The organism is Vibrio genomosp. F10 str. ZF-129 (assembly GCF_000287055.2).
GTDB lineage: Bacteria > Pseudomonadota > Gammaproteobacteria > Enterobacterales > Vibrionaceae > Vibrio.
Map to the genome: position 1 here is coordinate 81,423 of NZ_AJYQ02000137.1, position 23,059 is coordinate 104,481.

Genomic DNA, 23,059 nt, shown 5'->3' on the forward strand with positions numbered 1-23,059 from the left:
TATTAGTCTTTGTTATCTGTGTAAGGGCTTAATACCGGTTCGGCACATGTGCCATTGATACAGATATCTTTGTATGTTGTATGGCAGTTTTCACAGAAACTAGGCTGTAAAGATGGGTGCATTGAGGTGATATCTTTACCTTCTCTATCATAACTTCCATATAATGCCAAACCATCTATATGTTCGGTGACCCAAACAATTCCCTGCACCTCAGATACCGCCACAACCGTAGGTCCATCAGTGTATGGCCCATGTGTTTGGTATTGTTCCAACTTTTCAGGGTTGACTCTAATCGTAAGAGGCGAGCCTTGTCCATTGTTTATCCATGCATAAGCTCGAACAGATTCTTGTATGAACAAAGAGGTATCAGGTGGCAAAACAGTATCAGCAGGTAAGTTTACCGACTCTTTAACAATAGGCCATTGATCCCACCCCTCAGGGAAACTTGCATCTGACTCAGCATAAACCAAGTTGGTTGTTGTAAATAAGGCCAAAGCACCAGCAAAAACGGCAACTAGGCGTATAAAAGCTTGCATGTTATTCCTTAAGAGTTAACGACCACGTTCAGTTCATAGCTATAAAAGGCATAGACTGAATAGTGATTTCCTTTTCTGTTTACATTCAAACGCACGATATAGCACAGGTGTAGTTAAAATGTTGAAGTTTAGCATTATATTGATTACCACTGAAAATAACATGCAGCCACATCAATAGATGTTAAGTATGTTATCTATATCACCTCTCTTGAATCAGCAATAAGTACAAGTTTTGGGCAAGGGAAACCAGACATAATAACACAGCGACTCGTAGATCTACTCATATGCGGTTCGTCTAATACGCTGTTATTACTTAGACTATAAAGGAAGCTTTTTGAAGATAGGCAAACTTTGGTGCGATCGTAGTCATAAAAAACTCCCCAGTACAACGTACTAGAGAGCTTTATACTAGAAACAATGCTGAAGATAAATAAACGAACGCGATGGGTCAGTTGATAACTCAGGGTTATCCATTTCTGTAAGTAACCCTTTGAACAGGCTCACGCATCCTAACAAGAGCATAATCGTAAACGGCATGGCTGCCATAATGCCGAACGTTCACGAGCAAAGTGTTAAGCAATAACCGAAACGCGATTTCGACCACCTCGCTTAGCTTTATACAGTGCTTTATCAGCCCTATCTACGCACTCCTCCCAACTTTCCGTAAGCTGTAACTGTGCAATACCAAAGCTCGAGGTGAACGCTAACCGTGGTTTTCCATCGATAACAGTCTCGGCAATAGCATGTCGTAAATCGTCGATAAACGTCTGGGCATGGCTCAAGTCGTATTCGGGTAACAGGATGATAATTTCATCGCCCCCTAACCGAAACGCCGCTGCATTGTCAGGCAAGGTTTGTGTAATACTATCCGCAATGGCTTTAATCACCTCATCACCCACAAGGTGCCCATGCCCATCATTGATCGCTTTAAAATGATCAATATCTGACATCACTAGGCAAACTGGCGCATGGCTGGGGTTATATTTAAAATCAGACATTGCTTCATCTAACGCACGACGATTCTTAAGACCCGTCAACGGATCCTGATAGGATAAGCGATGGATTGAATGCAATAACCTGGCGTTAATCATCCAGAGCATCGAAAAGCTCATAGACACAATGAGAGTGACACTAAAAAGAAAAGTCAGCTGGTGGATCGTATTTGCGCTCATGAAGCTGTCTATTTCAGCTTCTGATAGGGAGACATAAGCCCTTATCAGCATAAACCCACCATAAGCGAGAAATGGTAATGCCATCATTCTCGTCGCGAGGGGCAAATCTTTGCGAGTTCCTTTCACCACGGCGATGGCTGTACTAATGGTAGTAAAGGCTAAATATAAGCTAATAACGATAATCCGATTGTTTATCGAAGGTACAAAATACGTAAAATAAACAAAGCCTACTAAGACGGCAAACAACAGCACGCGACTGTGATAAGTTAACGTCAAGGAATAGTTTCGGAAAATAGACAGACTATATAGCGTGAGATGAAAGCCGAGTGCAATGAGTACATTCGCCCCAATAATACTGAGAAAATCTGGAATAATGCCTCTTAAACTCAATAGCAATGGGCCAAACCCGATCAAAAATATAGATAGTGAAAACAGCGATAACCCTTCAATCGGCTTTTGAGCGACTTGAAACAATAGCAACCCAATACAATAAATCACCGAAAACAAGATCATGATAAAGTTAAGCGTTCTTATGTCTAGCGAAAAACTATCCATACAGCCCTTCTTTCTTCAAAATACCGCTCCAATCACTCATGAGTTTTACCGCTTGTAAAATGTGGTACTGACATATATTTTTTACTCTAAATAGAATAGCAATTTAACAGATATCTTGACGGATGGATAACTTAGTTGATAGATAACAAACGCTCATGAGCCGACACATAATCACGCTTTCTCTCTACGCGAAAGCTATAGTGTTACTACGAGGCATGGGGCAAGTCACGTTTCAAGAGAACGCTGCCACTGGCATTTTTGTTGCGATGGCTGTTGGCTTTCATTCGCTGCCATTATTCTCTGCGATGTTTGCTGGGCTTTGGGTATCTACTTGGGTCGGAAAAAGAGTCTGCAGCAACACACAAGATGTCACTCGCGGATTATACGGTTATAACGGGGCGCTAGTTGGCCTCGCCTTCTACACCCTATTCCAATCCATACCGTTCTTTTGGATGACACTCTCCATCTTCGTAGCCTCAGCAATTTGCAGTGTTATCCAATCTCGGTGGCGATCTTCTTTGCCTATCTTTACCGTGCCATTTTTACTGGTTACATTACTGTTTACTTTGTTGTTTACTCTTGTTGAGGGTAGTTTCAATCTGCCATTTGGCAAGCTCGAACCCTTGACTTCATTGCATAATGCAACTCAACGCACAATAACAGTATTAGATGGGCTCAAGGGAGTGCTTAGTGGCGTCGGTCAAATTATGTTTGTGCAACCTTTGCTACCCAGTGTTTTGATCCTCATAGGGATTGCTTGCTCTTCTCGTTCAACTGCTCTTTGGGCTTGTGTGGGTTCTGCGTGTGGAATGATGGTTGCGGTTACAATCAATCTTCCCAATTCATTGTCTCTTCAAGGTTTGTGCGGTTTTAGTGCTTCGCTCACGGCCATCGCACTGTCTCAACGATATGACCTACCTCAGTCAAGAGCCCTATCACGCTCAAATCTATTGGCAAAGGGCCGTATTATGGCAGGCGTGATTTTTGCGACTTTACTGAGCGTTTTTAGCGATTGGCTTGGTGTCGTGACTCTTACTCTGCCCTTTGTCCTTTCCTGTTGGATAATGATCTTAAAACGCACTAGCCCCTCAACGCCACCCCCTTAGAGCCACACCATTACTCTATCTTCCTTGGCCCTATCATACTTGGCTCCATTCCCTTTGACTTATAGACGTCCAATCTGATCATTCACTCAAATTGGTGATTTTTCGCCTCAAGCAACAAATTCGCTCCCGCATGGTCAACGCCCAATTTATCTTGAGGGTTACGTAACGCGCAGTTTTCTAAGGATAGGCAACCACAACCTATGCATCCGCCTAAGTCTTGCTGTAACGCTTTCAATTGTGTGATTCGTTGTTCTAGCAAATCGTGCCAAGAAGTAGCAAGCGCTTCCCACTGCTGCTTGGTTGGTGCTTGATGTTTCGGCAGGGATGACAAGGCACAGCCAATATCCTCTAGGCTTAATCCAACTTGTTGCGCTGCTTTTATTACCGCGACTCGTCTTAACACACTTCGGTGATACCGCCGCTGGTTACCCTCATTTCTCCAACTGCTTATTAACCCTTTTCTTTCATAGAAGTGCAACGCAGACACTTTGACTCCAGACCGCTTTGCCGCTTCACCAACGCTGATATCCATATCCCCTCCCTCGCTCTTTATAGAAAGCAACTCATACAGAAAGCTCCTAGTAGAAAAACTCACTAGGAAATAAGTAAACAAATCACTTTACCTTAACTTAAGTTGAGGTTTTACAGTAGCAACAAATGATATTACTTTCACGGATGAACACATGAAAAACAAAACCATACCTTATTTAACAGGAAGACTTTTCGACGGCATCTCTTCCGGGCTATTTATGATGGCTCTCCCTTGGGTCATGTTACAAACCCCGAATATGGGAACGTTTGTCGCTTTGGTCGCGTTAGCTTGTACTGTGGTGTCGTTTTTATTAACCCCTCTCTTTTCAACCTATATCGATAGGCATTCACGCAAGTTTCTGTTGATCTTGAATCAGGGGATTCAATCGCTAACCGCGGGGGTGGTGATGCTTGCCTATTGGTATGATTGGAGTTCTTACTGGTTGCTGGCCGGAGCACAGCTGTTCATTTGGGTTTCAAGTAACTTTGCGTGGGCGGCGAACAATGCGTTTACTCAAGAAAACTATGATCGTGACGAATACGCGGCTATTTCGAGCTACCAAGAAATTGTGATGCAAGGCACCACATTAGGCGCTGGGGCGTTAGGGGTGATGTTATTACAGATTTGGGGCATGTTTGAGTTTGCTTTGTTTGCAGCTGTCGCGTCTGCCCTTGCCGCGTTCAGTTACACATTGACGCCTTACCGTCAACAATTGCGCCCAAAGAGCCGTGTTCCATTTTTTAATCAGCTGATTGAGAGCAAATCGATATTTTCTCAGTCGCCAAAATTCTACGGTTTTTTAATGATTTCATGTTTGTCGTACCCTATTCTGACTTTCCTTGGAAAATTAGTGCCGATCTCTTTTTCAGAGCAAGGTTTGTCAGGCCAATGGTACGCTGCCTATAACATTAGTTTTGGCCTGGGTTCATTGCTAACAGGGTTCCTGCTACAACAAATATTGGCGAAATTTTCTCTACAAAATACCATCCAATACGCGATGTTTTTCGTCGCTCTCATGTTATTTGGCATGAGTATTTCTAGTGAACCAGAACTGCTGATGGTGTTCACATTCGGGTTTGGCTTTTTCAATGCCATCAACCGCATTGCAAGAACCAACTGGATGCACCATACCATTGCAATAGAACAACGGGGTCGAGTAGACGGTGGGCTCGCCATGTTTTCAACCCTAGCCCAGAGCTTGAGTTATGTCATGATTGCACTGCTTAGTCACTATCAACACATCTCAATGGGGTTTGCTATCGCCGCGGTTGTCGTGCTCATCGCAAGCATTATGATGCTCAATCTCGGCAGAACCCTGACGGGTAAATCATCGCTTGATATGAAAGGTGCAACAGCGAACAGTTAGGGCGTGGTTACTTCCTTGGAGATACTCTGAGGTATGATCTCGGATCTACACACTTTTATCCTCTTATAAAAAGGCTTGAGTTCGCTAAATCAGCCGGCACTGGCCTTTTTTAATTCTCGAATCAATGCCCATAATAGAAGCCCCCCCGTGACAGCCAAACCGATTCCGATCCCCGCCCAAATGCCACCCAGTTCGAACCGTTTCATAAGCCACCAAGCAGCGGGAAGCCCAAATAGCCAGTAACCGATCGCAGTAATAAAAGTCGGAGCAATAACTATTTTCATTCCTCGCAGCAGGTTGATCGCCAGCAGTTGCCAGGCGTCAACAATAAAACTTAGCGCCACCACCCAAATAATCCCCGACAGCATCGCGACCAGTTGTGGGTCGTTGAGTTGGAAAAATTGAGCGACTAGCCCTGGATTCATGATAAAAGCCCCAGACAAAGCAACACTAATGACGGTGACCAATACAAAACTGTTCCAAGAAGTCCGCTTCATTTCTTGATGATTACCTGCGCCAAAGTCGCGTCCTACCAGAATCGCGGCAGCTTGAGAAAGTCCAAAGTTTATGTTCCACGTCAGGCTCAGGCATTGAAGTAAGATTTGATGAAGTGCTAACGCAGCAATACTGATGGTTCCCGCCATCAAGGTGCCACCGTAAATAAGCCCATGCTCTAGAAGCGCAGCCACAGCGATCGGGATGCCCATTGCCAGTAAGGGGTTTATCAATGACAAAGAGTATTCTTCTCGATGTTTCCACGGAGCAAATATAGCAAACTCTTCGCGTTGAAATACCCAGATCCCATAACCAACGGTGACAAATAAAGTAGAAAGCGCGGTACCTAACCCGAGCCCAGCTAGCTCTAACCCCAGTGGAAAAGCCAACATATAACTGATTGGGATATTAATAATAACGGTAATGACGGACATCACCATCACAGAGCGTACATGTCCTAGTACACTCGTAAGACCTCGTAAAACAAGCAATAGCAGCGATGGGAGCATAGCCCACTTTAATGTATCGACATACACCATTGCCAATGCCACTACCTCTTCTGGTTGCTTCGCCATGGTTAACACCCAAGGGGCAAAGTGAAAGAGAGCGAATAAAACAGCGGACAAAATGAAGGAAAGTAACACCGCCCCTTTTACCGCGTAACGAATTTGTTGGTTACCATAATCAGGTCTTGCCACTCGCTGACCATAAGCAATCGCAATCAAGTTTGCGACACACCCCACCGTGCTACTGGCAATAATGAAAATGAAGAAATAGATCGATGCGCCTAAGCCACCCGCCGCTATTGCCATCACGCTAATTCGCGACATCATCCATACATCCGTCAAAACTAATGCCATAGCAATCAGCTGAGATATGATTAATGGGAATGCGAGTGATAGTATGTTTTTCATGGTGACCTCTATTATTTCTCGCAACATTAAGAGGGAATGTGATGGATTTCAAATGATATATAATCCAAACTAACATTACCTCAGATCATGTTAATGGAGAGTCGTCATCACCCCTTATTTGAATCTTCCTTATTCTCACAATGCACTCAAGGCTTATGAAGCGGTCGCGAGACTGTCAAGCTTTACTCTGGCAGCAGAAGAATTGTATGTGACTCAAAGCGCAGTCAGTCGCCAAGTGAAGCAACTGGAGTCTGAGTTGAATATGGCATTAGTTATTCGAAAACATCGGGCGATTGAGCTTACCAAAGAAGGGCAACAGCTTTATTTTACCTTGCAGCAAAGCTACCAATCCCTACAGACGTTATTTGAGTCTTGGCAAACGCCAAAAAGAGAGAAAATCGTCATTAAGGCCGCCTTAACGTATGCGACTCGCTGTCTTATTCCCAAGATTCATCAACTCAGCGAACGTTATCCAGAACATGACATTGTGGTTATCCCATCGTTAGAAGAAGAAGCCAGCCTCAATAACAGTGACTATGACTTATTGATTTTCAGCACCCGTTTAAAAGACCATTATCATCACCAGCCGGACATTTCATTTTTGCGTGATGAATACATGGCTCCAGTTTGTCGGACGAAAAGCACAGCAGAGAGCGAAGATCTTGCTTCTTTGCTAGCGATGCCACGGCTGCATTCGACACTCGCTCACGATGATTGGACAGATTGGCTGGCATCTCACCCACAGGCTCACTCTTCAAACGTTCGAAGCACGACATTCTTTACGCTCGATCTTGCCTTAAGTGCTTGTCTTTCAGGGCAGGGCGCCACAGTGACCGATCTCCTTTTAATTCTTCCTGAACTGCAACAACGCTTCTTGTATTGCCCTATTGGCACAGAAGTAAAGCCCAGTGCGTGGCAATACTATTGCCACAAGCGAACCAAATCCCCGCTGATTGATGATATTGTCGAGTGGGTGACCAACCTGGCTGCACAAGAAATTACGGCACTGAACGTATTGGCCCGTGGCAACAAATGGACAGGAAGCGTTGGAAATTAATGGGCTAGCTTTTCGATGATTCTCATCAACAGGCGAATACGCGGCTCAATAGATTCAAGCAATAAGTATTCTTTGTCACTGTGAAAATCAGCACCAATTGGCCCTAAGCCATCCAATGTTGGCACCCCTAAAATTGCGGTATTGTTTGCATCTGAGCCGCCACCTACTTCTTTCCAGCTAATATCAATATTAAGCTCTTTGGCACTTTGCTCCACCAGCTTGATCAGTGTTGCTGTCGCTTCACTGGCTAACATAGACGGTTTATAAGCTTCGCGTTTTAACGCCACGTGAATGCCATCCAGAAAGGGGTTGTGACTCAAGCCATTCAGTTGGCTATCAATCGCGTCATACTCATCGTTGCTCCAAAAACGCACATCCACTATCGCCTCGGCATAATCGGGAACGATGTTGGCCCCTGAGCCTCCAGAAACAACACCCACGTTCAACGTACTTCCCGATTCAAAGTTCGTCATCTTGTTCATGGCGATGATCCACTGCGCCATTTCAGTAATGGCGCTGCATCCATTTTGTGGTTCATTGCCAGCGTGAGCAGCCTGACCATGAAACATCAGCTTATAACGAGCCATTCCTTTTCGAGACTTCACCAAACCACCATCGGCACGAGCGGCTTCCACCACTAACACTTGCTTTGCATGTTTTGCGACCGATTGTATCCATTCAACCGAGTCTGCCGATCCTGTTTCTTCATCTGGGTTCATGCAAACGCATATCGAGAGGGTGTCTAATATTTTGGTATCAAGGTGGCGAAGTGCATAAACAACATTCAGCAATCCTGACTTCATATCAGACACGCCAGGCCCATAGGCTTTATGGTCGTCCACGCTCATTGGCCTTTTTGCTACCGTTCCAGGAGCAAACACCGTATCCATATGCCCAATCAGCATAATATCGATATATTCAGAATTCGGCTTATTGCGCACTTCAAGCCCCACACCTGCTGGCCCACAATCTCTGCGTTTAACATCCCACCTTTTCATCGCAGAGTATTTTTGTTCAAACTGAGAGGCAATGACCTCAATGCCATCAAGCGTGTATGTACCACAATCAACGTTGACCAATAGTTCGAGTTCTTCCAAATAACTTTTTAGTGAAAAATCCATGTTCATTCCTTGTGTGGCATTCTATTGATGCAAAATCGATATAATCAAAGCGCAAAGATAAACGCAAAGCACAGCGACGTGACACCGAGCAACCTTATTCCAGCCTATCTCTTTTTGATTAAAATTAATACGATTCAAACAGATCCGATGCGCCTCACAGCGAGTGTAAGCAAATGTGTATACACTGGTTTCCATCATCATTTCAAGGAGCGAATATGTATGAATAAGCTGTGGTTGTTACTCGGTGCTCTCGTCACTTTTTTTTCTACCCCGTCCTTTGCATCTGTCAACAATGAACAATACCTGTCACTCACCCAATCGACTGTCGGCTTTGCTGCTTTAGCGTTATTTACGGTCGCTTATATATTAGTCATGCTGGAAGAATACCTTCAGCTCAGAAAGTCCAAACCGGTACTGCTCGCAGCGGGTTTGATATGGGCAATGATTGGTTACGTTTACCAACAAAATGGCATGGGAGAGATAGCCAAAGCGGCACTTGAGCATAATTTACTCGAATACGCTGAACTACTGCTGTTCTTACTCGTCGCGATGACGTACATCAGTGCGATGGAAGAACGTAAGCTCTTTGACGCTTTACAAGCATGGATGGTCGGTAAAGGTTTTGATTTTAAAGCGCTCTTTTGGATTACGGGCGTACTGGCTTTTTTCATCTCACCTATTGCTGATAACCTAACCACCGCGCTTTTGATGTGCGCTGTGGTACTAAAAGTAGCAGGTGATAACCCCAGATTTGTTAATCTAGCGTGCATTAATATCGTGATCGCTGCGAATGCAGGGGGCGCGTTCAGTCCATTTGGTGACATCACCACCTTAATGGTGTGGCAAGCAGGGCATGTTTCATTCTCTGAATTTATGCCACTATTTGTTCCGTCAGTCGTGAACTATGTTGTTCCAGCTGCGATCATGTCATTTTTCATCCCTGCGACTAAGCCTAATGTGGTGCATCAGCACGTTGAGCTAAAACGTGGGGCTAGGCGCATTGTAGGCCTTTTTATTCTGACTATCGCCACGGCCGTTGCTTTCCACGCAGTACTGCATTTTCCACCGGTAATTGGCATGATGATGGGGCTGGCATACCTGCAGTTTTTTGGCTTTTTCTTGCGCCGGACTTTGCATTCTTCACTGTCAAAGAAAGCCGCACTGGCAATCGCAAATGGTGATGACTACGCCTTAAAGCGCTTAGGATCAGTGGCACCGTTTGATGTTTTCCGCCGCGTTGCTCATGCCGAGTGGGACACTCTGCTGTTTTTTTATGGGGTGGTTATGTGTGTCGGCGGGTTAAGCTTAATTGGCTACCTGGGCCTTGCGTCGGAAATCATGTATTCCCAGTGGGATCCTGTTTGGGCCAATATTATGGTGGGTATGTTATCGGCGATCGTCGATAACATACCGGTGATGTTTGCCGTGCTGACGATGGATCCGGTTATGTCCATGGGTAACTGGTTATTGGTGACGCTTGCGGCGGGTGTCGGAGGGAGCTTACTGTCGATTGGGTCGGCGGCTGGGGTTGCTCTGATGGGAGCAGCGCATGGCAAATACACCTTTTTTGGTCACCTGAAGTGGATGCCAGTCATCATGCTGGGATATGCTGCGAGTATTGCAATACATCTATTGCTTAATGGTCATCTATTTGCTTAACAGTCGTTTATTTAATTAACGCATATTCAACATAGTAACTCGGTGATGTGAACTTGATTTTATCACCTATGGGTAAAAGAGAAAGTGTGTGATTTTCTGTCTTGAAAGTTTCTGTCTTGAAAGTTAAGGCTGACTAGGCTCAAAGTTTTCTTTTACCCAAAAGTTCATCAAGCTATGTCGAGCGCACGCGCTGCACGTCAGCACTTCTCCGTCACCATGGATACGCATGACAAGATCGTCTCGCTTTTCTTTAGAACTGTTGCGGAATATCACATAAATCTCACTGCCATCAACTTCAAACGCTCGTGTCATGGTCTGATCACCAGCTTGATAGGTCATCACGCCAGCTTTGAATACCAGTGTATTACTGTTGTATTGATTGGAATAGACCCCTTCAAAAGATAGGGTTTCACGATTAGCGATCTTTTCTATCTTTTCTTGAAAACACCCCTGAATCGAGGCTAAAACTACCCCAATAACCATACATTTCAAAAACCTAGACCTTCCCATAGTCGCTATATTCCTTGTGCTAATTCACTTCTAGCTCTAATAATGCTTTTTTTGCGTCAATTCCGCCAGCATATCCCGTTAATTTTCCGTTTTTTCCGATAACTCGGTGGCAGGGAATGATTATTGATATCGGGTTTTTCCCATTTGCCATGCCAACGGCTCTGACTGCTTTCGGGTTATCAATATCGATAGCCAATTGCTGATATGTTCGTGTTTCACCAAAGGGAATCTCTTCTAGAGCTTGCCAAACCTGCTGCTGAAACGGTGTACCTTTAGGCGCGACAGGCACACTGAACTGGGTTCTCTTTTTGGCAAAGTACTCTTCAAGCTGCTGAATCGCTTCTTTAAGTATAGGGTGACCTTCGTCTTTTGTTCCTAATTGTTGAGGTAGCGTGGTATTAACGGGTAGCCAGATACCCAGCAATCCTTTCTCGTTAGCTTGAAGAGTCAATAGCCCTAGTGGGCTCTGGTAATAAGTGAATGATGTCATAATGTATACTCCCAGCAATGAAACGTCGCGTAACTGCCCCAGGGTGACACAGAAGCATGATTAAGTTGAGGCAATTTTTGCAGTACTTTTTTAACTATAAGATCACTACCTAAGAAGCAGTCGGGGTCTGAAACCCCTCGCAACAGGGCGTAATCAACCGTCCACGGGCCGATTCCTTTAATTGATAACCAATCTTGTGGGTTGTTATCTGGCGTATCGAGATAAAACTGTGCAAATCGCTTTAATGTTTCTTTTCGGCTTTGAGGCATTTTAAGAAAATCCAATTCAGCCTCAGCAACCTCTTGAGCCGTGGGAAAATGCACGTGGCTGCAATTGACACCTTCGACACCCTTGCTAGCACTCTGACCAGCGCTAAGCTTCGATGTCAATAAGTTCAACTGCCCAATAGCGGCTTTAACAGAGACCTGTTGCCCCAGAATCGCCCTAACACCAGCCTCCCACGCATTCCAGACACCGGGAATACGAATACCTTCATGATGTACAAGTTCAGGAACAACACTGCGCAGGTGAGCTTCTATCAGGTCGGTATCCGCATCAAGGTCAAACATGGTACGGATTCGAGCAACTAAGTGCCTCAATTGGCTGAGGTCTTCGAGTTTGAACTCAACATTGAGTGCATTTTTATTATGATGCATCTCCACCTTAAACCACGCATTGGTTCCATTAATGCATACATGTCGTTCATAAGTGGAATCTGTCACCAATTCAACACCTCGGATAGCGCGCTTTTGATAAAATTGAAGCATGTGCTGCCAATCAAAGTGCCCTCGAAAAGGTAAATAAATGGTATGTTCAGTTCGAGTTGTTTTTTCGGTTTTTCGCACCTGACTCGGTGTCAATTGCAGTGTTTTTCTAAACGCATCATTAAAGCGACGAACACTGTTAAACCCACTCGAAAATGCGATCTCTGAAATAGGTAAAGTACTCGAATGAAGCAGTTGTTTAGCAAACATCAACTGATGATTCTGGGCGTATTGCTTGGGGGATAGCCCTAGGTAGTTCCGAAACAATCGACGAAGATAACGGCTACTTATGCCTAAGCGCTCTGAAAGTGACTCAATACCCCCTGTTTGCAGTGCACCTTGCTCGATCAAGCTTATGGCTCGAAGAAACGTGGTTTCCACACCTTTCCACGCCCAAGAGTTTGGCGCGCTATCAGGGTGGCAACGTAAACATGGTCGATACCCCGCGTTCAACGCTTGCGCTTTATCAACAAAATACTCGACATTTTCTTCTTTAGGAGAATTAGCAGGGCAAATAGTCCGACAAAATATCCCTGTTGTTTTGACCGCAATAAAGAACTTACCATCAAAACGCGCATCTCTGGCTAAACGTGCACTTTGGCATTGTTTCGTGGTTAAAGTTGAATAGTCCGTGAACGCCACTTTCCTTGCCTCATGAAAATCATCGAATCACCAGTGTAGCAACAATTGCCGCTTGAATTCGCCACATTCGGAACTCAATGACCATAACGGAAATGATCATAACGGAATGAGAGTTCGTCCAGTTGACTACCATTCCATCTCCCTGACATATCCAGTGACATGCATACTCGTTCTATTAGAATACCTTGTCTATTGGACCACCATCTTTAAGCGTGCTGACAACCGTTGCTATTTACACTGAAAAGGGCGAGAAGGGGGAGGCTATTGCTCTATTGCTGGAGAAACGACATCCTGCTGATTGAATACCCACTTATAAAATTCTTTCGCGGGCATTGGGCGCGCAAAGTAATAGCCCTGCATGGTGATACCAGCAGCACGAAAGAAATCAGCTTGGTTTTTCTCTTCAATCCCCTCGGCAACCACGTCAACCTTTAGATGATTAGCCAGTGTAATGATGGTATCTACAATGCCAGTGCCTACTTGGCTGACTTTCATATTATCGACAAAACTCTTATCTATTTTTAGTTCATTAATGGGAAATACCTGTAGATATGCAAGAGACGAGTACCCAGTCCCAAAGTCATCAATAGATACACGAAAACCCTCTTGTTTTAACCCCTGCATTTGTCGTACGGCATTATCCACATCTTCCACTAGCATGCTTTCCGTCAACTCAAGAGTGATATGGCAAGGAGAAATTGACTCTGAATTAAAAAATTGGACTAATTCAGTGCATAAATCGACATTTTTACCTTGAGCTGCACTGATGTTTATAGACAGGCTAAAGGAATGATCGATCATTCCCTTTTCTTTAAGATGACGAAGCAACTGACAGCTGTCTTCCATCACTATTCTTTGTAAATCGTTTATTACACCAATTTCTTCTGCGACTGCAATAAATTCGAGAGGTGGAATAAGCCCCCGCTCAGGGTGAAGCCAACGAACAAGGGCTTCAGCGCCTTTAAGTCGACCATTTGAGCCAATCTGAGGCTGGAAATAGGTAACAATTTGCCCGAGCTTTATCGATTCTTTAAGCTCACTTTCGAAAGTGAAACGACTCTTTAGGCTTTCGTGAATTGAAGGATCAAAGAAACAGTAATCGGAGTGCGTGCTTCGCTTCGCTGAGTACATGGCGGTATCCGCACACATTAATATCTCGTCTGCATTCTTATCCTTGTCAGTCATCAAAGTGATCCCAACACTCGCTTCAACAGTGATGTTCCTTCCGCACAAAGAAAAAGGTTGATTTAGTACATTCAGTAACTGATCTGCAATTTGAGACGCGTAGTCCGTGAGCGGCTGCTCTTCATCAAAAAACTCAGAAAGTATAATGACAAATTCATCTCCCCCTATCCGAGAGAAAGTGTCATTGGGGTTGAGGCTGGTTGATAACCGAATACAAACATCTTTGAGTAAGTTATCCCCCACGGTATGGCCTAGTGTGTCATTGACACTTTTAAAGTTATTGAGGTCAATGTACAAAAGCGCCGTCATTTTCTTCGTCTCGATGAGCGCTGTAATGGTGGTTTTTAAGTGGTTAAGCAAATACCGTCGATTGGGTAAGTTGGTCAGTATATCCTGGTAGGCCAGTTCTTTTATTTTTTCTGCGGCTTCTTTTCTTTCTGTTATATCGCGTTCAAGCCAAAGTGCGTGGGATATCCCCTCAGCTTCTTTACCATATCCCTCAATTGGGGTGATTCGACTTTCATAATAGTGGAGGCCATCACTTTTCTGTCTTTGATACTCGAAGACTTTAAGGGTGCCACTTTCAATAGTACGTTCTATTGCTTCCTGGCAAGAACAGTTCTCAGATTGGCTTTCCCCAGAAAGAATAAGCTTGCCAGTAAGGCTTTTCTTCGGCGCACAATGGGGGCCCATATTGCTGCCATAATAATCGATACATTGCGCTTTTTGGTCATAGATAAAAATTTGATCCGGCAACACGCTAGTCATCGCCTCAACTTTGCTGTGGCTCAGTCTCAATTTTTTGTTGAGTTCAACTTCACGTTTAAACGCTCGGTGCTTTTCTATGGCCAAGCCCGTTAAGTGAGAGAATCGGTCAATGACGCGCAACTCGGCTTCTGAGGGCGATCTCGGTTGCGCATAATACACAGCGAACGTGCCCAGCACTTGATAATCGGTGGACAATATCGGGGTTGACCAGCAGGCGTGTAAGCCAAAGCCCATGGCGAGATCTTTAAAGTTCTGCCATTTAGAATCGGATCCAATCTCTTTCGCAATATAGCGCTCTTTGCTGAATGCTGCGGTTCCACATGACCCAACACTGGCTCCAATCACAACACCATCGATGGCTTGGCAATACGCTTTGGGCAAGCTGGGCGCAGCACCGTGGTAAAGAGTGTCGTTTCTGAGCAGCAGAATAGAACTCATTGCCTGTGTAGAGGAAAAGATCTGTTCGATGCCATTGCATATGTAGCCAAGCGCTTCTTTAAGGTCAACGCTCAGAGCAATTTTTTCAATCGCGCCTTGCTGAATCTCAAGTAGCTCATTGAGATGAGACGCAGAATCAAACTGATTGTTATCGATATCCGACATAGCATTCCCTTGGCGTTTGCACACAAGACGTAATTTTATGAAACAGGCTTCATTAACAATATAGCTATTGATTTATGCTTTAACACAACGGAGCAACGTAACTGTGAAGTTTGTATCCTGTCGCTTCTCACCGATTTGAGGGGGGGGGGGTTATTTAAATAAACACGCCCTGCACATTAGCTATTATGAGCCGCAGTCATTGTTAGTCGTTTCTATTTTTATTCAAACACGCGAGATTTTTTTCTTCTTTCTTCCGTGTTGCAATAACAATGAAACATTAATCAGCAAAATTAGGCTAAGTCACCCTAGCTTGGGTGAAGGAATGAATGCTAGTCATGTATTCGCTTTCTAAAATTGGCCTTAACGGGCGTGAACACACTAGTGATATACAGAGGATGTTATGTCTGAAACTGAATTTCGATTTGGGAAGAAGCGTTATTACGATAACAAAAAGTTCCCGCGCGGGTTTGCCAAATCTGGCGACTTCACCCTTGCTGAAGAAGAGCTTTTGATTCTCTATGGCGATACAATGAAAGCGCTTGAGCTAGGAGAAATCGATCCTGAGAATGCCGAAGAAAAACACTTCATAAAAACATTGAAGTCACCACAAAAGGCAAAATCAAAATTGGAAAAAGTGTGGCTCAAATATACGCAAATCGTAACAGGGAAAAAGCGTTTTCATTCGCTCAGCAGCAGTACCAAACCGCGAATGGAACCTCGCAATCAAACGATTCGTTCTTCAGAAATGGAGCACGATGAGACGAACTATGAGGCCGATGTTTCGTTAGATGAGTTGTCACTAGAAGAAGCCGAATTCAGCCATGCGAATGTATCTCATACATCCAATAATCAGGCAGCTTTAAACGATCGCCATTAAAGCGCTCATCATTAAGTGTATAGCATTCTTTGAAATCCATTAATTCAAAATTATGCTTTACAAACTGTGCGCTTATAAACCAGTCGCAATTAACTAATCACTATAAACTAATCACTATAAACCAGTGAGAAAATGCGGATAAGAATAACAGGCTATACCGAACGATGAATAAGGCTTTAAACCTTATTGTGCAAGTATGGCCAGTTGTTTTAAAAATGCATCTCGGCAACTGAGTTGGTTGTAATCAAGATGAAAACGTTTCAGCGAACAGACTTTAAGATCGACCCCTTCTCCACGCAAATGAATAGGGAAGCCATCATGTTTATTCAAAGCTTCGATACCGTCGAGTACTCTGCCTTGCGGCGTGATGCGCCCTTGTTTCATAACCGTCTCGTAGGCCTGCAATATTTGTGTCGGGTTTAAGCCATTCTTCATTGGACTCACTATTCTGAATTAAGACCTACTGAGTATGGATTCAAATGTGCTTCGGTGCAAAAGAATGAAACAAGAAACCATGTGATTCTCTCACCTATATCGCGTATTGATAAAGCTATCGCCTCCGGACAATACCACAGCCTGCTACCATTAAATTGTAAACGATTTTGAAGCTATCAATGCGCTGGTAAAAAGACAGCCTCAATAGTGAGACTCAAGCCATTCGATATTCACAGTGGTCAAAGAAAACACAAAAACTTGACCGAAAACAATAGCAGATCGCAAAAACTTATTTTATAATGCGAATTAATGTTTCAAGGCATCCAAAATTCCAATATTAGAGGCACAAAATGAGACTTATCCCGTTAAACAAAGCAGCACAAGTAGGCAAGTGGGCAGCGGCACACATCGTAAAACGCATCAACGATTTCAACCCAACCGCAGACCGCCCATTCGTATTAGGTCTACCAACTGGTGGAACGCCACTTGCAACTTATAAAGCACTGATCGAGCTACATAAAGCGGGTGAAGTTAGCTTCAAAAACGTTGTCACCTTTAACATGGATGAGTACATTGGTTTGCCTGCTGACCACGCTGAATCATACCGCACGTTCATGTACTCAAACTTCTTCAATCACATTGATATTCAAGATGAAAACATCAACCTTCTTGATGGCAATGCCGCAGACAATGAAGTTGAATGTCAACGTTACGAAGACAAAATTAAGTCTTACGGCAAGATTAACTTATTCATGGGCGGTGTAGGCAACGACGGCCACATTGCATTCAATGAGCCTGCATCTTCTCTCGCATCACGCACACGTATCAAAACGCTGACTGAAGACACTCGTATTGCAAACTCTCGTTTCTTCGATGGCGATATCGATCAAGTACCTAAGTACGCACTGACTATCGGTGTGGGTACTTTGTTAGATTCACAAGAAATCATGATCCTAGTGACTGGCCACAATAAAGCACAAGCCCTACAAGCGGCTGTTGAAGGCTCTGTAAACCACTTATGGACAGTGTCTGCTCTACAACTTCACCCTAAATCAGTGATTGTATGTGATGAAGCATCAACGCAAGAGCTGAAAGTGAAAACGGTAAAATACTTCTCTGAGCTAGAAGCTGAGAACATCAAAGGCTTCTAATAGTTATTAAACCAAAAGCATAAGTTTCGCTAGCACGATTCGTATGAGATAAAAAGCCACGCAAATGCGTGGCTTTTTAATTAGCACCTTCTCGCTTTTTATAATTTAAACCGCGATACCATTTGTTCCAGTTCCTCGACTTTACCATACAGCTGGCTAATCGCTTCAGCGCCCTCTTGCGTGCTTCGTACCGACTCGTCCGCAATCTGACTGATCGAGTTAATATCTCGAGACATCTCTTGTGCAGCCACGGATTGCTCATCACCGGCAATAGCGATCAACTCTATCATGCCATTGACATCTTTTGCTCTGGCCACTATTTGGACCAAGGCGTCTCCTGCTGAGTTAGAAAGTGCCACACCCTCTCCAACCATTTGGGTACCTTCACTCATTCTGGTGACCGCTTGGCGAGTCTCACTTTGGATGGACGTGATCAATCCTCCGACTTCCTCCGTCGCTTTTGAGGTTCGCTCAGCAAGGCCACGAACTTCATCCGCCACCACAGCAAAGCCTCGGCCTAGATCCCCCGCGCGCGCCGCTTCTATGGCTGCGTTGAGAGCAAGAAGATTGGTTTGCTCTGCGATATCATTGATCACTTTTATGACGTTACCAATCTCTTCTCCTCGCTTACCTAGGCTATCAACCGTGGTCGCGGTTTCATTAACCACTTCCGATATCCGGTTCATACCGTTTACCGTTTCCTGCATTAAATCACCACCATTGACCGCCTCTTCGCCGGCTTGTTTGGCATTTTCCGCGGCATCTTTACTCTGCTCGGCAACTTGGTTAACAGTGGCGGTCATTTCCTCGACGGCACTGGCAATCAGTGTTGCTTTATCCGCTTGTTCTTGAATGCCGGAAGCCACATTCTGACTCGTTCCATCCACCATTTTGGTGTATGAGGCCACTTCAGAGGCCACATTGGTTATGTTAGATATCACCGCTTTCAACGCAGTTTGCATATCATCAATGGAGCGAGCAAGCTCACCCAATTCATCTTTATTCTGTTCATTGATCAGCTCAGCCGATAGATCACCATTAGCAATGGCTTGAGCTCGATCGGAGATCACCATAAGTCGTCTTCTCAGCATTCGAGACAACAGTATCGCCACCGCAAACCCCACCACAATGACCGTCACAACATTAACCGATAACCACAACACAATAGTCGACATATTGTCATTCAATACCTTCAGCGCATTAATTGAGTCATCTCGCTCTTCTTGCGCTGAAGCATCCAGTATGTCTTCTATCGGTGTAAAAATAGAATGTTCTAATTCATCGACCGTACGTATCGCAGAGTTCTTATAGTACGGGTTGTAGCCATCAAACACTTGCTGAGCAACCTGAACGATTTCAGAAAAGTATTGCTCTATTTGTTTAATGTCTTTCACTTCATTCGGTTTTTGCTCTAGAGGTTTTAGCTTCTCTAAATAGTCAGAGAATGAAGCCGCGTCTTTTTTGAACGCCTCTCGAGCATCCGGATCGCCCATAATGTATGCATTGAGTGAGGAGATCATATCTCCCCCTTCGTCAACCAGCTCTAAGTAATAGCGAACCCCAGGCAGATCGTCATTGAGTGATTCACTTAAATCGGTGGTCTTGTACGCATCAGCGAACTCGCCGTCTTTCAGTTTGTCCAGAAGCTCTTCCAGTGGAATACCGACATTTCTAGTTAATTCGCTAATTTTCTTAATCGCAAGCTGTTCGGCGGCAGGATCGTATTTATTAAACACTTCTCTGTCCATCGTATCGATATAGTCATTGGCAAGATTGAGTATCTTGTCCATTTTTTCGATATCCGAAGGCTTGCCTGATTCAAGAGGCCTAAGCACAGAATAGTAGTAATGAAATTCCTTCGCGTTTTCTTTAAAGTTCTCATATTCATCGGCTTCACCATTGAGATACTCCAAAGCGTTGGTTTGTAAATCACCGATTTCATCTAATACGTTCAAATAAGCCAAAACACCGGGAACATCATCCGCTTCAATTTCAGCTGAGATAATGGCCGATTTATTCACCAGAGACCAAACCACGAAAGCTAACACCAGAGTGGTTGATATGATGACTGAAAAGCCCATGTAGAGGGCGTGAGTAAGACGAATGTTCATCCTTGATGCTCCATAAGTGTTAGTTCTTATTTACCTAAGTATGGTTAATTTATGGTCAGGTGCCATTTATTATTGATACTTTTGTTTTTATTTATTTAAATGATAAGGTTAGGAAGAAATACCAATATGTGAACAAAGCGATACAGACATAGACAGTGATTTTTAACGTCTAAGAAGAATGAAATATGAAAAGAGGAAATATGGGGGTATAGAGATAGGCAACCATATTCGAAGCCTATCTCATCATTACTGGCAAGGGAGGATTATTTTGAATTTACTGCTTTAATAAACGCTTCTTGTGCCCCTTCAACATTCAATGCTTTGGCTTCTTCTAGTAGGGCGAGGGCTTTATCTAACATTCCAGCATTGACTGCTCTTTCAATGCTATCAATATAAAAGCTCTGCTGATCTGGATTCAGGGTATCAGTTGACTTAGAGCTTTCACTTACAATGACGGTTGTTGCGGTCGCGCTTGCGGCAATAGCGGCTTGATTCTGTTGTTCAGCAAGATCAGCTTTAAATTTTTCTTGGGCAGTATCCGAACTTCCGACCGTAATCGGTTCCTCAAGCACTAAAGCATCATCCACTGAAGCTATTACGCTCAACTCACCAAAAGCTGAATGAGGGATCATTGGGTTCGGAACATCTGGTGGATAATTACCGCGAGCAATAGCATCAAGCTTAACTGGGTGAAGCACTTCAGTCTCGCCTTTAATTAACTCAGGTGTTGTGTAAATAAGTAACTTAACACGTTGCTTACCAACAGGCTGAATCGTGACTTTCGAGACTAAACGATCCCCCTGCATGCCGTAAGCATGCTTATATTCAAAATCACTGGTTTCAAATGTTTTAATAATTTGATTTTGTTCATTCAATAACACAGCGTTTGGATAGAAAACGGTTTTTTTAAAATGACTAATAAGCTCTAAATCAAGCTCTTTCCCTTTAGTATTAATATCAAAAGCAGCGATATAGCTCTGACCGTTTGAGAAAGTAAATTTTTGATTAGATTCTTTAATTGTAAAATTAATGCGCTTTGTTGGTTCAATGTTCGCCCAATTTACCTGGCCGTAACTTTCTGCTACCTGCTGTACATTTTCGGCATCGAACACAACTGTTTCTGTTGCCGTACATCCCAATAATGCCATGCTAATAGCGCAACCTAGAACGAGTCGTTTCATTTGAACCTCTTTTTACAACGATGAAAGCCGACACTTAAGCCGGCTTGATTTTTTACTTACTTAAATATGGACTATTTAAATAGGACTTCGTAATTCTTACCACCAAGCTTCCATTTGGATACCAACACTGAATTCAGTGTCGTCAGTCTTGTTTGCAAAGCTATCTGCTTCGTGATCCATGAAGTATGAACCGTATACACGGATTTCAGGGCGAGCCCAGAAGCTAGAACCAGCAGACCAAGCTTGTGCGATGGTTAATTTAGAACCAGACGCATCTGTTGTTGAGCCATCTTTCTTCGTTTCATCAGCAAAGTAACCCGCTTCGAAAACAGTCTTCATATGGTCATCCCACTTATACACAGGGCGAACAACGGCATTGTACGCTGTAATGTCACCATCTTTTGTATCTGATGCTTGAGCAAACATCACAGTGTGACCCACTTCCCAAGAATCCCCGAAGCCTTTCACGCCCCAGTTGATGATACGGAAACCATCTGCATCATTATTGTTATCAGCACGGTTATACCAACCGCCACCACCGTAAGTCGCCATCTGGTGACCATAAGCCGCTGTACCGTATTGAAGAACCGTTTGATTGAAACCGTTCTCAATTCCTTGACCTATAACTGCAGTTAGAAGCACACCGTTATCGGCAGCAACTGTTTGGTTTTTCGCTTCAGAAGCAAAATCGTAAGCAAGCGCAAGCTCTAAGTTAGCACCTTCCCAAAGATCGATGCCAGCGTAACGCATATCGAATGTGTAACCTGAAACAGTTTCATCTTTTGTTTTTGAAACAGTTTCATAATTGGTAGCATCACCTTCAACACCTAGCTCACACGCTTTATCACCGTTACATGCATTCCAAGCTGTCGAACCAGCTTTAGTTAAAGCACTTTCAACACCATCATCAACTTTTTGAGAGCCATCATCGTGCATAACAGCAAGAGAAAGCTTACCACCACCCAAAGAGATATTTTCGATACCACCACCAGCACCGCCAGATGTATCTAGGAAGTAGAAATCAGTGATGTGGATATCTTTACGTTGGTAGTAACGCTGACCAGCCCAAAGAACCGCTTCTTTATCGCTGAATAAACCTTGTGCTTGAACATTCATTACACGTAGAGCGTTAGCATTACCTTCCCAGTTGTTATTACCTGCTTGACCGTAAGCAACCAAAGACTCAAGTTTGAACGTAACATCGTTTTGGTTGTACAGTTCAGCGTTTAAACCAATCTCTGCGTACAAATCATCTTCATTACCTAAACGGCCTACTCTGTTCTTTTCATATGTTACGTGTGAACCTTCCCCACTCAGGCCTACACCACCACGAGCATAACCGTGGAAATCAACAGCCGCCGCAAACGCACCAGCACTTAGAGACGCAGCCACTGCAGCAGCAATTAAACTTACTTTTTTCATTATTAACTCCATTTAGGGTTTTTATTTTTATCATTTTCTCAACAACGCTCATAAAGGCAGAAATGGGCGACACCAAGAAAAAGTAAAGCGGGACTGAGTCAGTCCCCTCTCGTTTCAACTGTGGCTAGATTACCTAGGGAGTAGGAAGGCTGCGTCCTCCACCTTTGATTTATTTAGGGGGGATGAGTAAGGAGGAGAAAACACGTGATAAGTGATTTAACAGAGGTGGATCACATAACTAAGGGGGAGCACGACCAATTAGTACCCACTTTCACAGATCAAAATGAGTTCAAGCTCAAATTTTTTAATCGTATCGCAAAAAAACTGAAATAAAATTACATTCAAATATTATTACTAAGGCGCTTGACCAATGTAGAGCAAAGTCTTTTACTAAGGACTCCTAAATA

Annotated in this window: 18 protein-coding genes and 1 pseudogene; 6 read left to right on the plus strand and 13 right to left on the minus strand. The window is 43.8% G+C overall.

The window, feature by feature from the left end:
- Positions 1–2: 2 nt before the first annotated feature.
- Together A1QO_RS18765 and A1QO_RS18770 are read right to left on the minus strand one after the other, a co-directional pair.
- The gene (locus A1QO_RS18765) at positions 3–536 is read right to left on the minus strand and encodes a hypothetical protein (protein WP_017036460.1); all 534 of its coding nucleotides are present in this window, start codon (positions 534–536) and stop codon (positions 3–5) included.
- 572 nt (positions 537–1,108) lie between these two features.
- A complete protein-coding gene (locus A1QO_RS18770) occupies positions 1,109–2,263 on the minus strand; it encodes a GGDEF domain-containing protein (RefSeq protein WP_017040100.1) in 1,155 nt (384 codons plus the stop codon).
- A gap of 155 nt (positions 2,264–2,418) precedes the next feature.
- Between A1QO_RS18770 and A1QO_RS18775 the strand changes: the two genes are divergently transcribed.
- The gene (locus tag A1QO_RS18775; protein WP_017040099.1) at positions 2,419–3,369 is read left to right on the plus strand and encodes an urea transporter; all 951 of its coding nucleotides are present in this window, start codon (positions 2,419–2,421) and stop codon (positions 3,367–3,369) included.
- 82 nt (positions 3,370–3,451) lie between these two features.
- Here A1QO_RS18775 and soxR read toward each other — a convergent pair whose 3' ends face one another.
- Positions 3,452–3,901, minus strand: coding sequence for a redox-sensitive transcriptional activator SoxR (gene soxR / locus A1QO_RS18780; protein ID WP_017040098.1), 450 nt, complete (start codon positions 3,899–3,901; stop codon positions 3,452–3,454).
- Between the two features lie 151 nt (positions 3,902–4,052).
- On the opposite strand from soxR, the gene A1QO_RS18785 reads away from it, so the two are divergent.
- Positions 4,053–5,267, plus strand: coding sequence for an MFS transporter (locus A1QO_RS18785; protein WP_017036464.1), 1,215 nt, complete (start codon positions 4,053–4,055; stop codon positions 5,265–5,267).
- Positions 5,268–5,356: 89 nt separating this feature from the next.
- On the opposite strand, the gene A1QO_RS18790 is transcribed toward A1QO_RS18785, so the two are convergent.
- Positions 5,357–6,676 carry an MATE family efflux transporter gene (locus tag A1QO_RS18790; protein ID WP_017037496.1) on the minus strand — a complete coding sequence of 440 codons (1,320 nt, stop codon included), beginning with the start codon at positions 6,674–6,676 and terminating at the stop codon, positions 5,357–5,359.
- 106 nt (positions 6,677–6,782) lie between these two features.
- Here A1QO_RS18790 and A1QO_RS18795 point away from each other — a divergent pair, with 106 nt between their 5' ends.
- On the plus strand, positions 6,783–7,733 hold the full coding sequence (locus A1QO_RS18795) for a LysR family transcriptional regulator (RefSeq protein ID WP_026026547.1): 951 nt from the start codon (positions 6,783–6,785) through the stop codon (positions 7,731–7,733).
- On the opposite strand, the gene A1QO_RS18800 is transcribed toward A1QO_RS18795, so the two are convergent.
- Entirely contained in the window at positions 7,730–8,854 is a 1,125-nt protein-coding gene (locus A1QO_RS18800) for a M20 family metallopeptidase (RefSeq protein ID WP_017040097.1), read from the minus strand. The two genes, A1QO_RS18795 and A1QO_RS18800, sit on opposite strands and share 4 nt — an antisense overlap.
- A 219-nt stretch (positions 8,855–9,073) precedes the next feature.
- Between A1QO_RS18800 and nhaD the strand changes: the two genes are divergently transcribed.
- On the plus strand, positions 9,074–10,513 hold the full coding sequence (gene nhaD / locus A1QO_RS18805) for a sodium:proton antiporter NhaD (protein WP_017041871.1): 1,440 nt from the start codon (positions 9,074–9,076) through the stop codon (positions 10,511–10,513).
- A gap of 123 nt (positions 10,514–10,636) precedes the next feature.
- Here the strand turns inward: nhaD and A1QO_RS18810 are convergent, their stop codons facing one another.
- The 4 genes from A1QO_RS18810 to A1QO_RS18825 form a co-directional block, all read right to left on the minus strand.
- Complete coding sequence (locus tag A1QO_RS18810) at positions 10,637–10,996, minus strand: hypothetical protein (RefSeq protein WP_017036469.1); 360 nt, start codon at positions 10,994–10,996, stop codon at positions 10,637–10,639.
- A gap of 46 nt (positions 10,997–11,042) precedes the next feature.
- Positions 11,043–11,513, minus strand: coding sequence for a methylated-DNA--[protein]-cysteine S-methyltransferase (locus A1QO_RS18815; RefSeq protein WP_017036470.1), 471 nt, complete (start codon positions 11,511–11,513; stop codon positions 11,043–11,045).
- Positions 11,510–12,919, minus strand: coding sequence for a DNA-3-methyladenine glycosylase 2 family protein (locus A1QO_RS18820; protein ID WP_017040096.1), 1,410 nt, complete (start codon positions 12,917–12,919; stop codon positions 11,510–11,512). Before A1QO_RS18820 ends, A1QO_RS18815 begins: the two co-directional genes overlap by 4 nt.
- A gap of 261 nt (positions 12,920–13,180) precedes the next feature.
- Positions 13,181–15,475: a sensor domain-containing phosphodiesterase gene (locus tag A1QO_RS18825; protein ID WP_017041873.1), complete on the minus strand. Its 2,295-nt coding sequence runs from the start codon at positions 15,473–15,475 to the stop codon at positions 13,181–13,183.
- Between the two features lie 400 nt (positions 15,476–15,875).
- Here A1QO_RS18825 and A1QO_RS20740 point away from each other — a divergent pair.
- Positions 15,876–16,181, plus strand: a pseudogene (locus tag A1QO_RS20740) (DUF413 domain-containing protein); the annotation flags it as partial.
- 354 nt (positions 16,182–16,535) lie between these two features.
- Here the strand turns inward: A1QO_RS20740 and A1QO_RS18835 are convergent.
- Positions 16,536–16,787: a DUF3081 family protein gene (locus A1QO_RS18835; protein ID WP_017036475.1), complete on the minus strand. Its 252-nt coding sequence runs from the start codon at positions 16,785–16,787 to the stop codon at positions 16,536–16,538.
- Positions 16,788–17,137: 350 nt separating this feature from the next.
- Between A1QO_RS18835 and nagB the strand changes: the two genes are divergently transcribed.
- The gene (gene nagB / locus A1QO_RS18840) at positions 17,138–17,938 is read left to right on the plus strand and encodes a glucosamine-6-phosphate deaminase (RefSeq protein WP_017039855.1); all 801 of its coding nucleotides are present in this window, start codon (positions 17,138–17,140) and stop codon (positions 17,936–17,938) included.
- A gap of 98 nt (positions 17,939–18,036) precedes the next feature.
- Here the strand turns inward: nagB and A1QO_RS18845 are convergent, their stop codons facing one another.
- The 3 genes from A1QO_RS18845 to lamB form a co-directional block, all read right to left on the minus strand.
- Positions 18,037–20,049 carry a methyl-accepting chemotaxis protein gene (locus A1QO_RS18845; protein ID WP_017039854.1) on the minus strand — a complete coding sequence of 671 codons (2,013 nt, stop codon included), beginning with the start codon at positions 20,047–20,049 and terminating at the stop codon, positions 18,037–18,039.
- A gap of 263 nt (positions 20,050–20,312) precedes the next feature.
- Positions 20,313–21,230, minus strand: a complete 918-nt coding sequence (locus tag A1QO_RS18850) for a MalM family protein (RefSeq protein ID WP_017039853.1) — start codon at positions 21,228–21,230, stop codon at positions 20,313–20,315.
- 96 nt (positions 21,231–21,326) lie between these two features.
- Positions 21,327–22,652 carry a maltoporin LamB gene (gene lamB, locus A1QO_RS18855; protein WP_017036479.1) on the minus strand — a complete coding sequence of 442 codons (1,326 nt, stop codon included), beginning with the start codon at positions 22,650–22,652 and terminating at the stop codon, positions 21,327–21,329.
- Positions 22,653–23,059 lie beyond the last annotated feature (407 nt).

Coding starts and splice junctions, on each gene's coding strand:
- A1QO_RS18765 (WP_017036460.1), bottom strand. CDS start 536: ATGCAAGCTTTTATACGCCTAGTTGCCGTTTTTGCTGGTGCTTTGGCC.
- A1QO_RS18770 (WP_017040100.1), bottom strand. CDS start 2,263: ATGGATAGTTTTTCGCTAGACATAAGAACGCTTAACTTTATCATGATC.
- A1QO_RS18775 (WP_017040099.1), top strand. CDS start 2,419: ATGAGCCGACACATAATCACGCTTTCTCTCTACGCGAAAGCTATAGTG.
- soxR (WP_017040098.1), bottom strand. CDS start 3,901: ATGGATATCAGCGTTGGTGAAGCGGCAAAGCGGTCTGGAGTCAAAGTG.
- A1QO_RS18785 (WP_017036464.1), top strand. CDS start 4,053: ATGAAAAACAAAACCATACCTTATTTAACAGGAAGACTTTTCGACGGC.
- A1QO_RS18790 (WP_017037496.1), bottom strand. CDS start 6,676: ATGAAAAACATACTATCACTCGCATTCCCATTAATCATATCTCAGCTG.
- A1QO_RS18800 (WP_017040097.1), bottom strand. CDS start 8,854: ATGGATTTTTCACTAAAAAGTTATTTGGAAGAACTCGAACTATTGGTC.
- nhaD (WP_017041871.1), top strand. CDS start 9,074: ATGAATAAGCTGTGGTTGTTACTCGGTGCTCTCGTCACTTTTTTTTCT.
- A1QO_RS18810 (WP_017036469.1), bottom strand. CDS start 10,996: ATGGTTATTGGGGTAGTTTTAGCCTCGATTCAGGGGTGTTTTCAAGAA.
- A1QO_RS18815 (WP_017036470.1), bottom strand. CDS start 11,513: ATGACATCATTCACTTATTACCAGAGCCCACTAGGGCTATTGACTCTT.
- A1QO_RS18825 (WP_017041873.1), bottom strand. CDS start 15,475: ATGTCGGATATCGATAACAATCAGTTTGATTCTGCGTCTCATCTCAAT.
- A1QO_RS18835 (WP_017036475.1), bottom strand. CDS start 16,787: ATGAAGAATGGCTTAAACCCGACACAAATATTGCAGGCCTACGAGACG.
- nagB (WP_017039855.1), top strand. CDS start 17,138: ATGAGACTTATCCCGTTAAACAAAGCAGCACAAGTAGGCAAGTGGGCA.
- A1QO_RS18845 (WP_017039854.1), bottom strand. CDS start 20,049: ATGAACATTCGTCTTACTCACGCCCTCTACATGGGCTTTTCAGTCATC.
- A1QO_RS18850 (WP_017039853.1), bottom strand. CDS start 21,230: ATGAAACGACTCGTTCTAGGTTGCGCTATTAGCATGGCATTATTGGGA.
- lamB (WP_017036479.1), bottom strand. CDS start 22,652: ATGAAAAAAGTAAGTTTAATTGCTGCTGCAGTGGCTGCGTCTCTAAGT.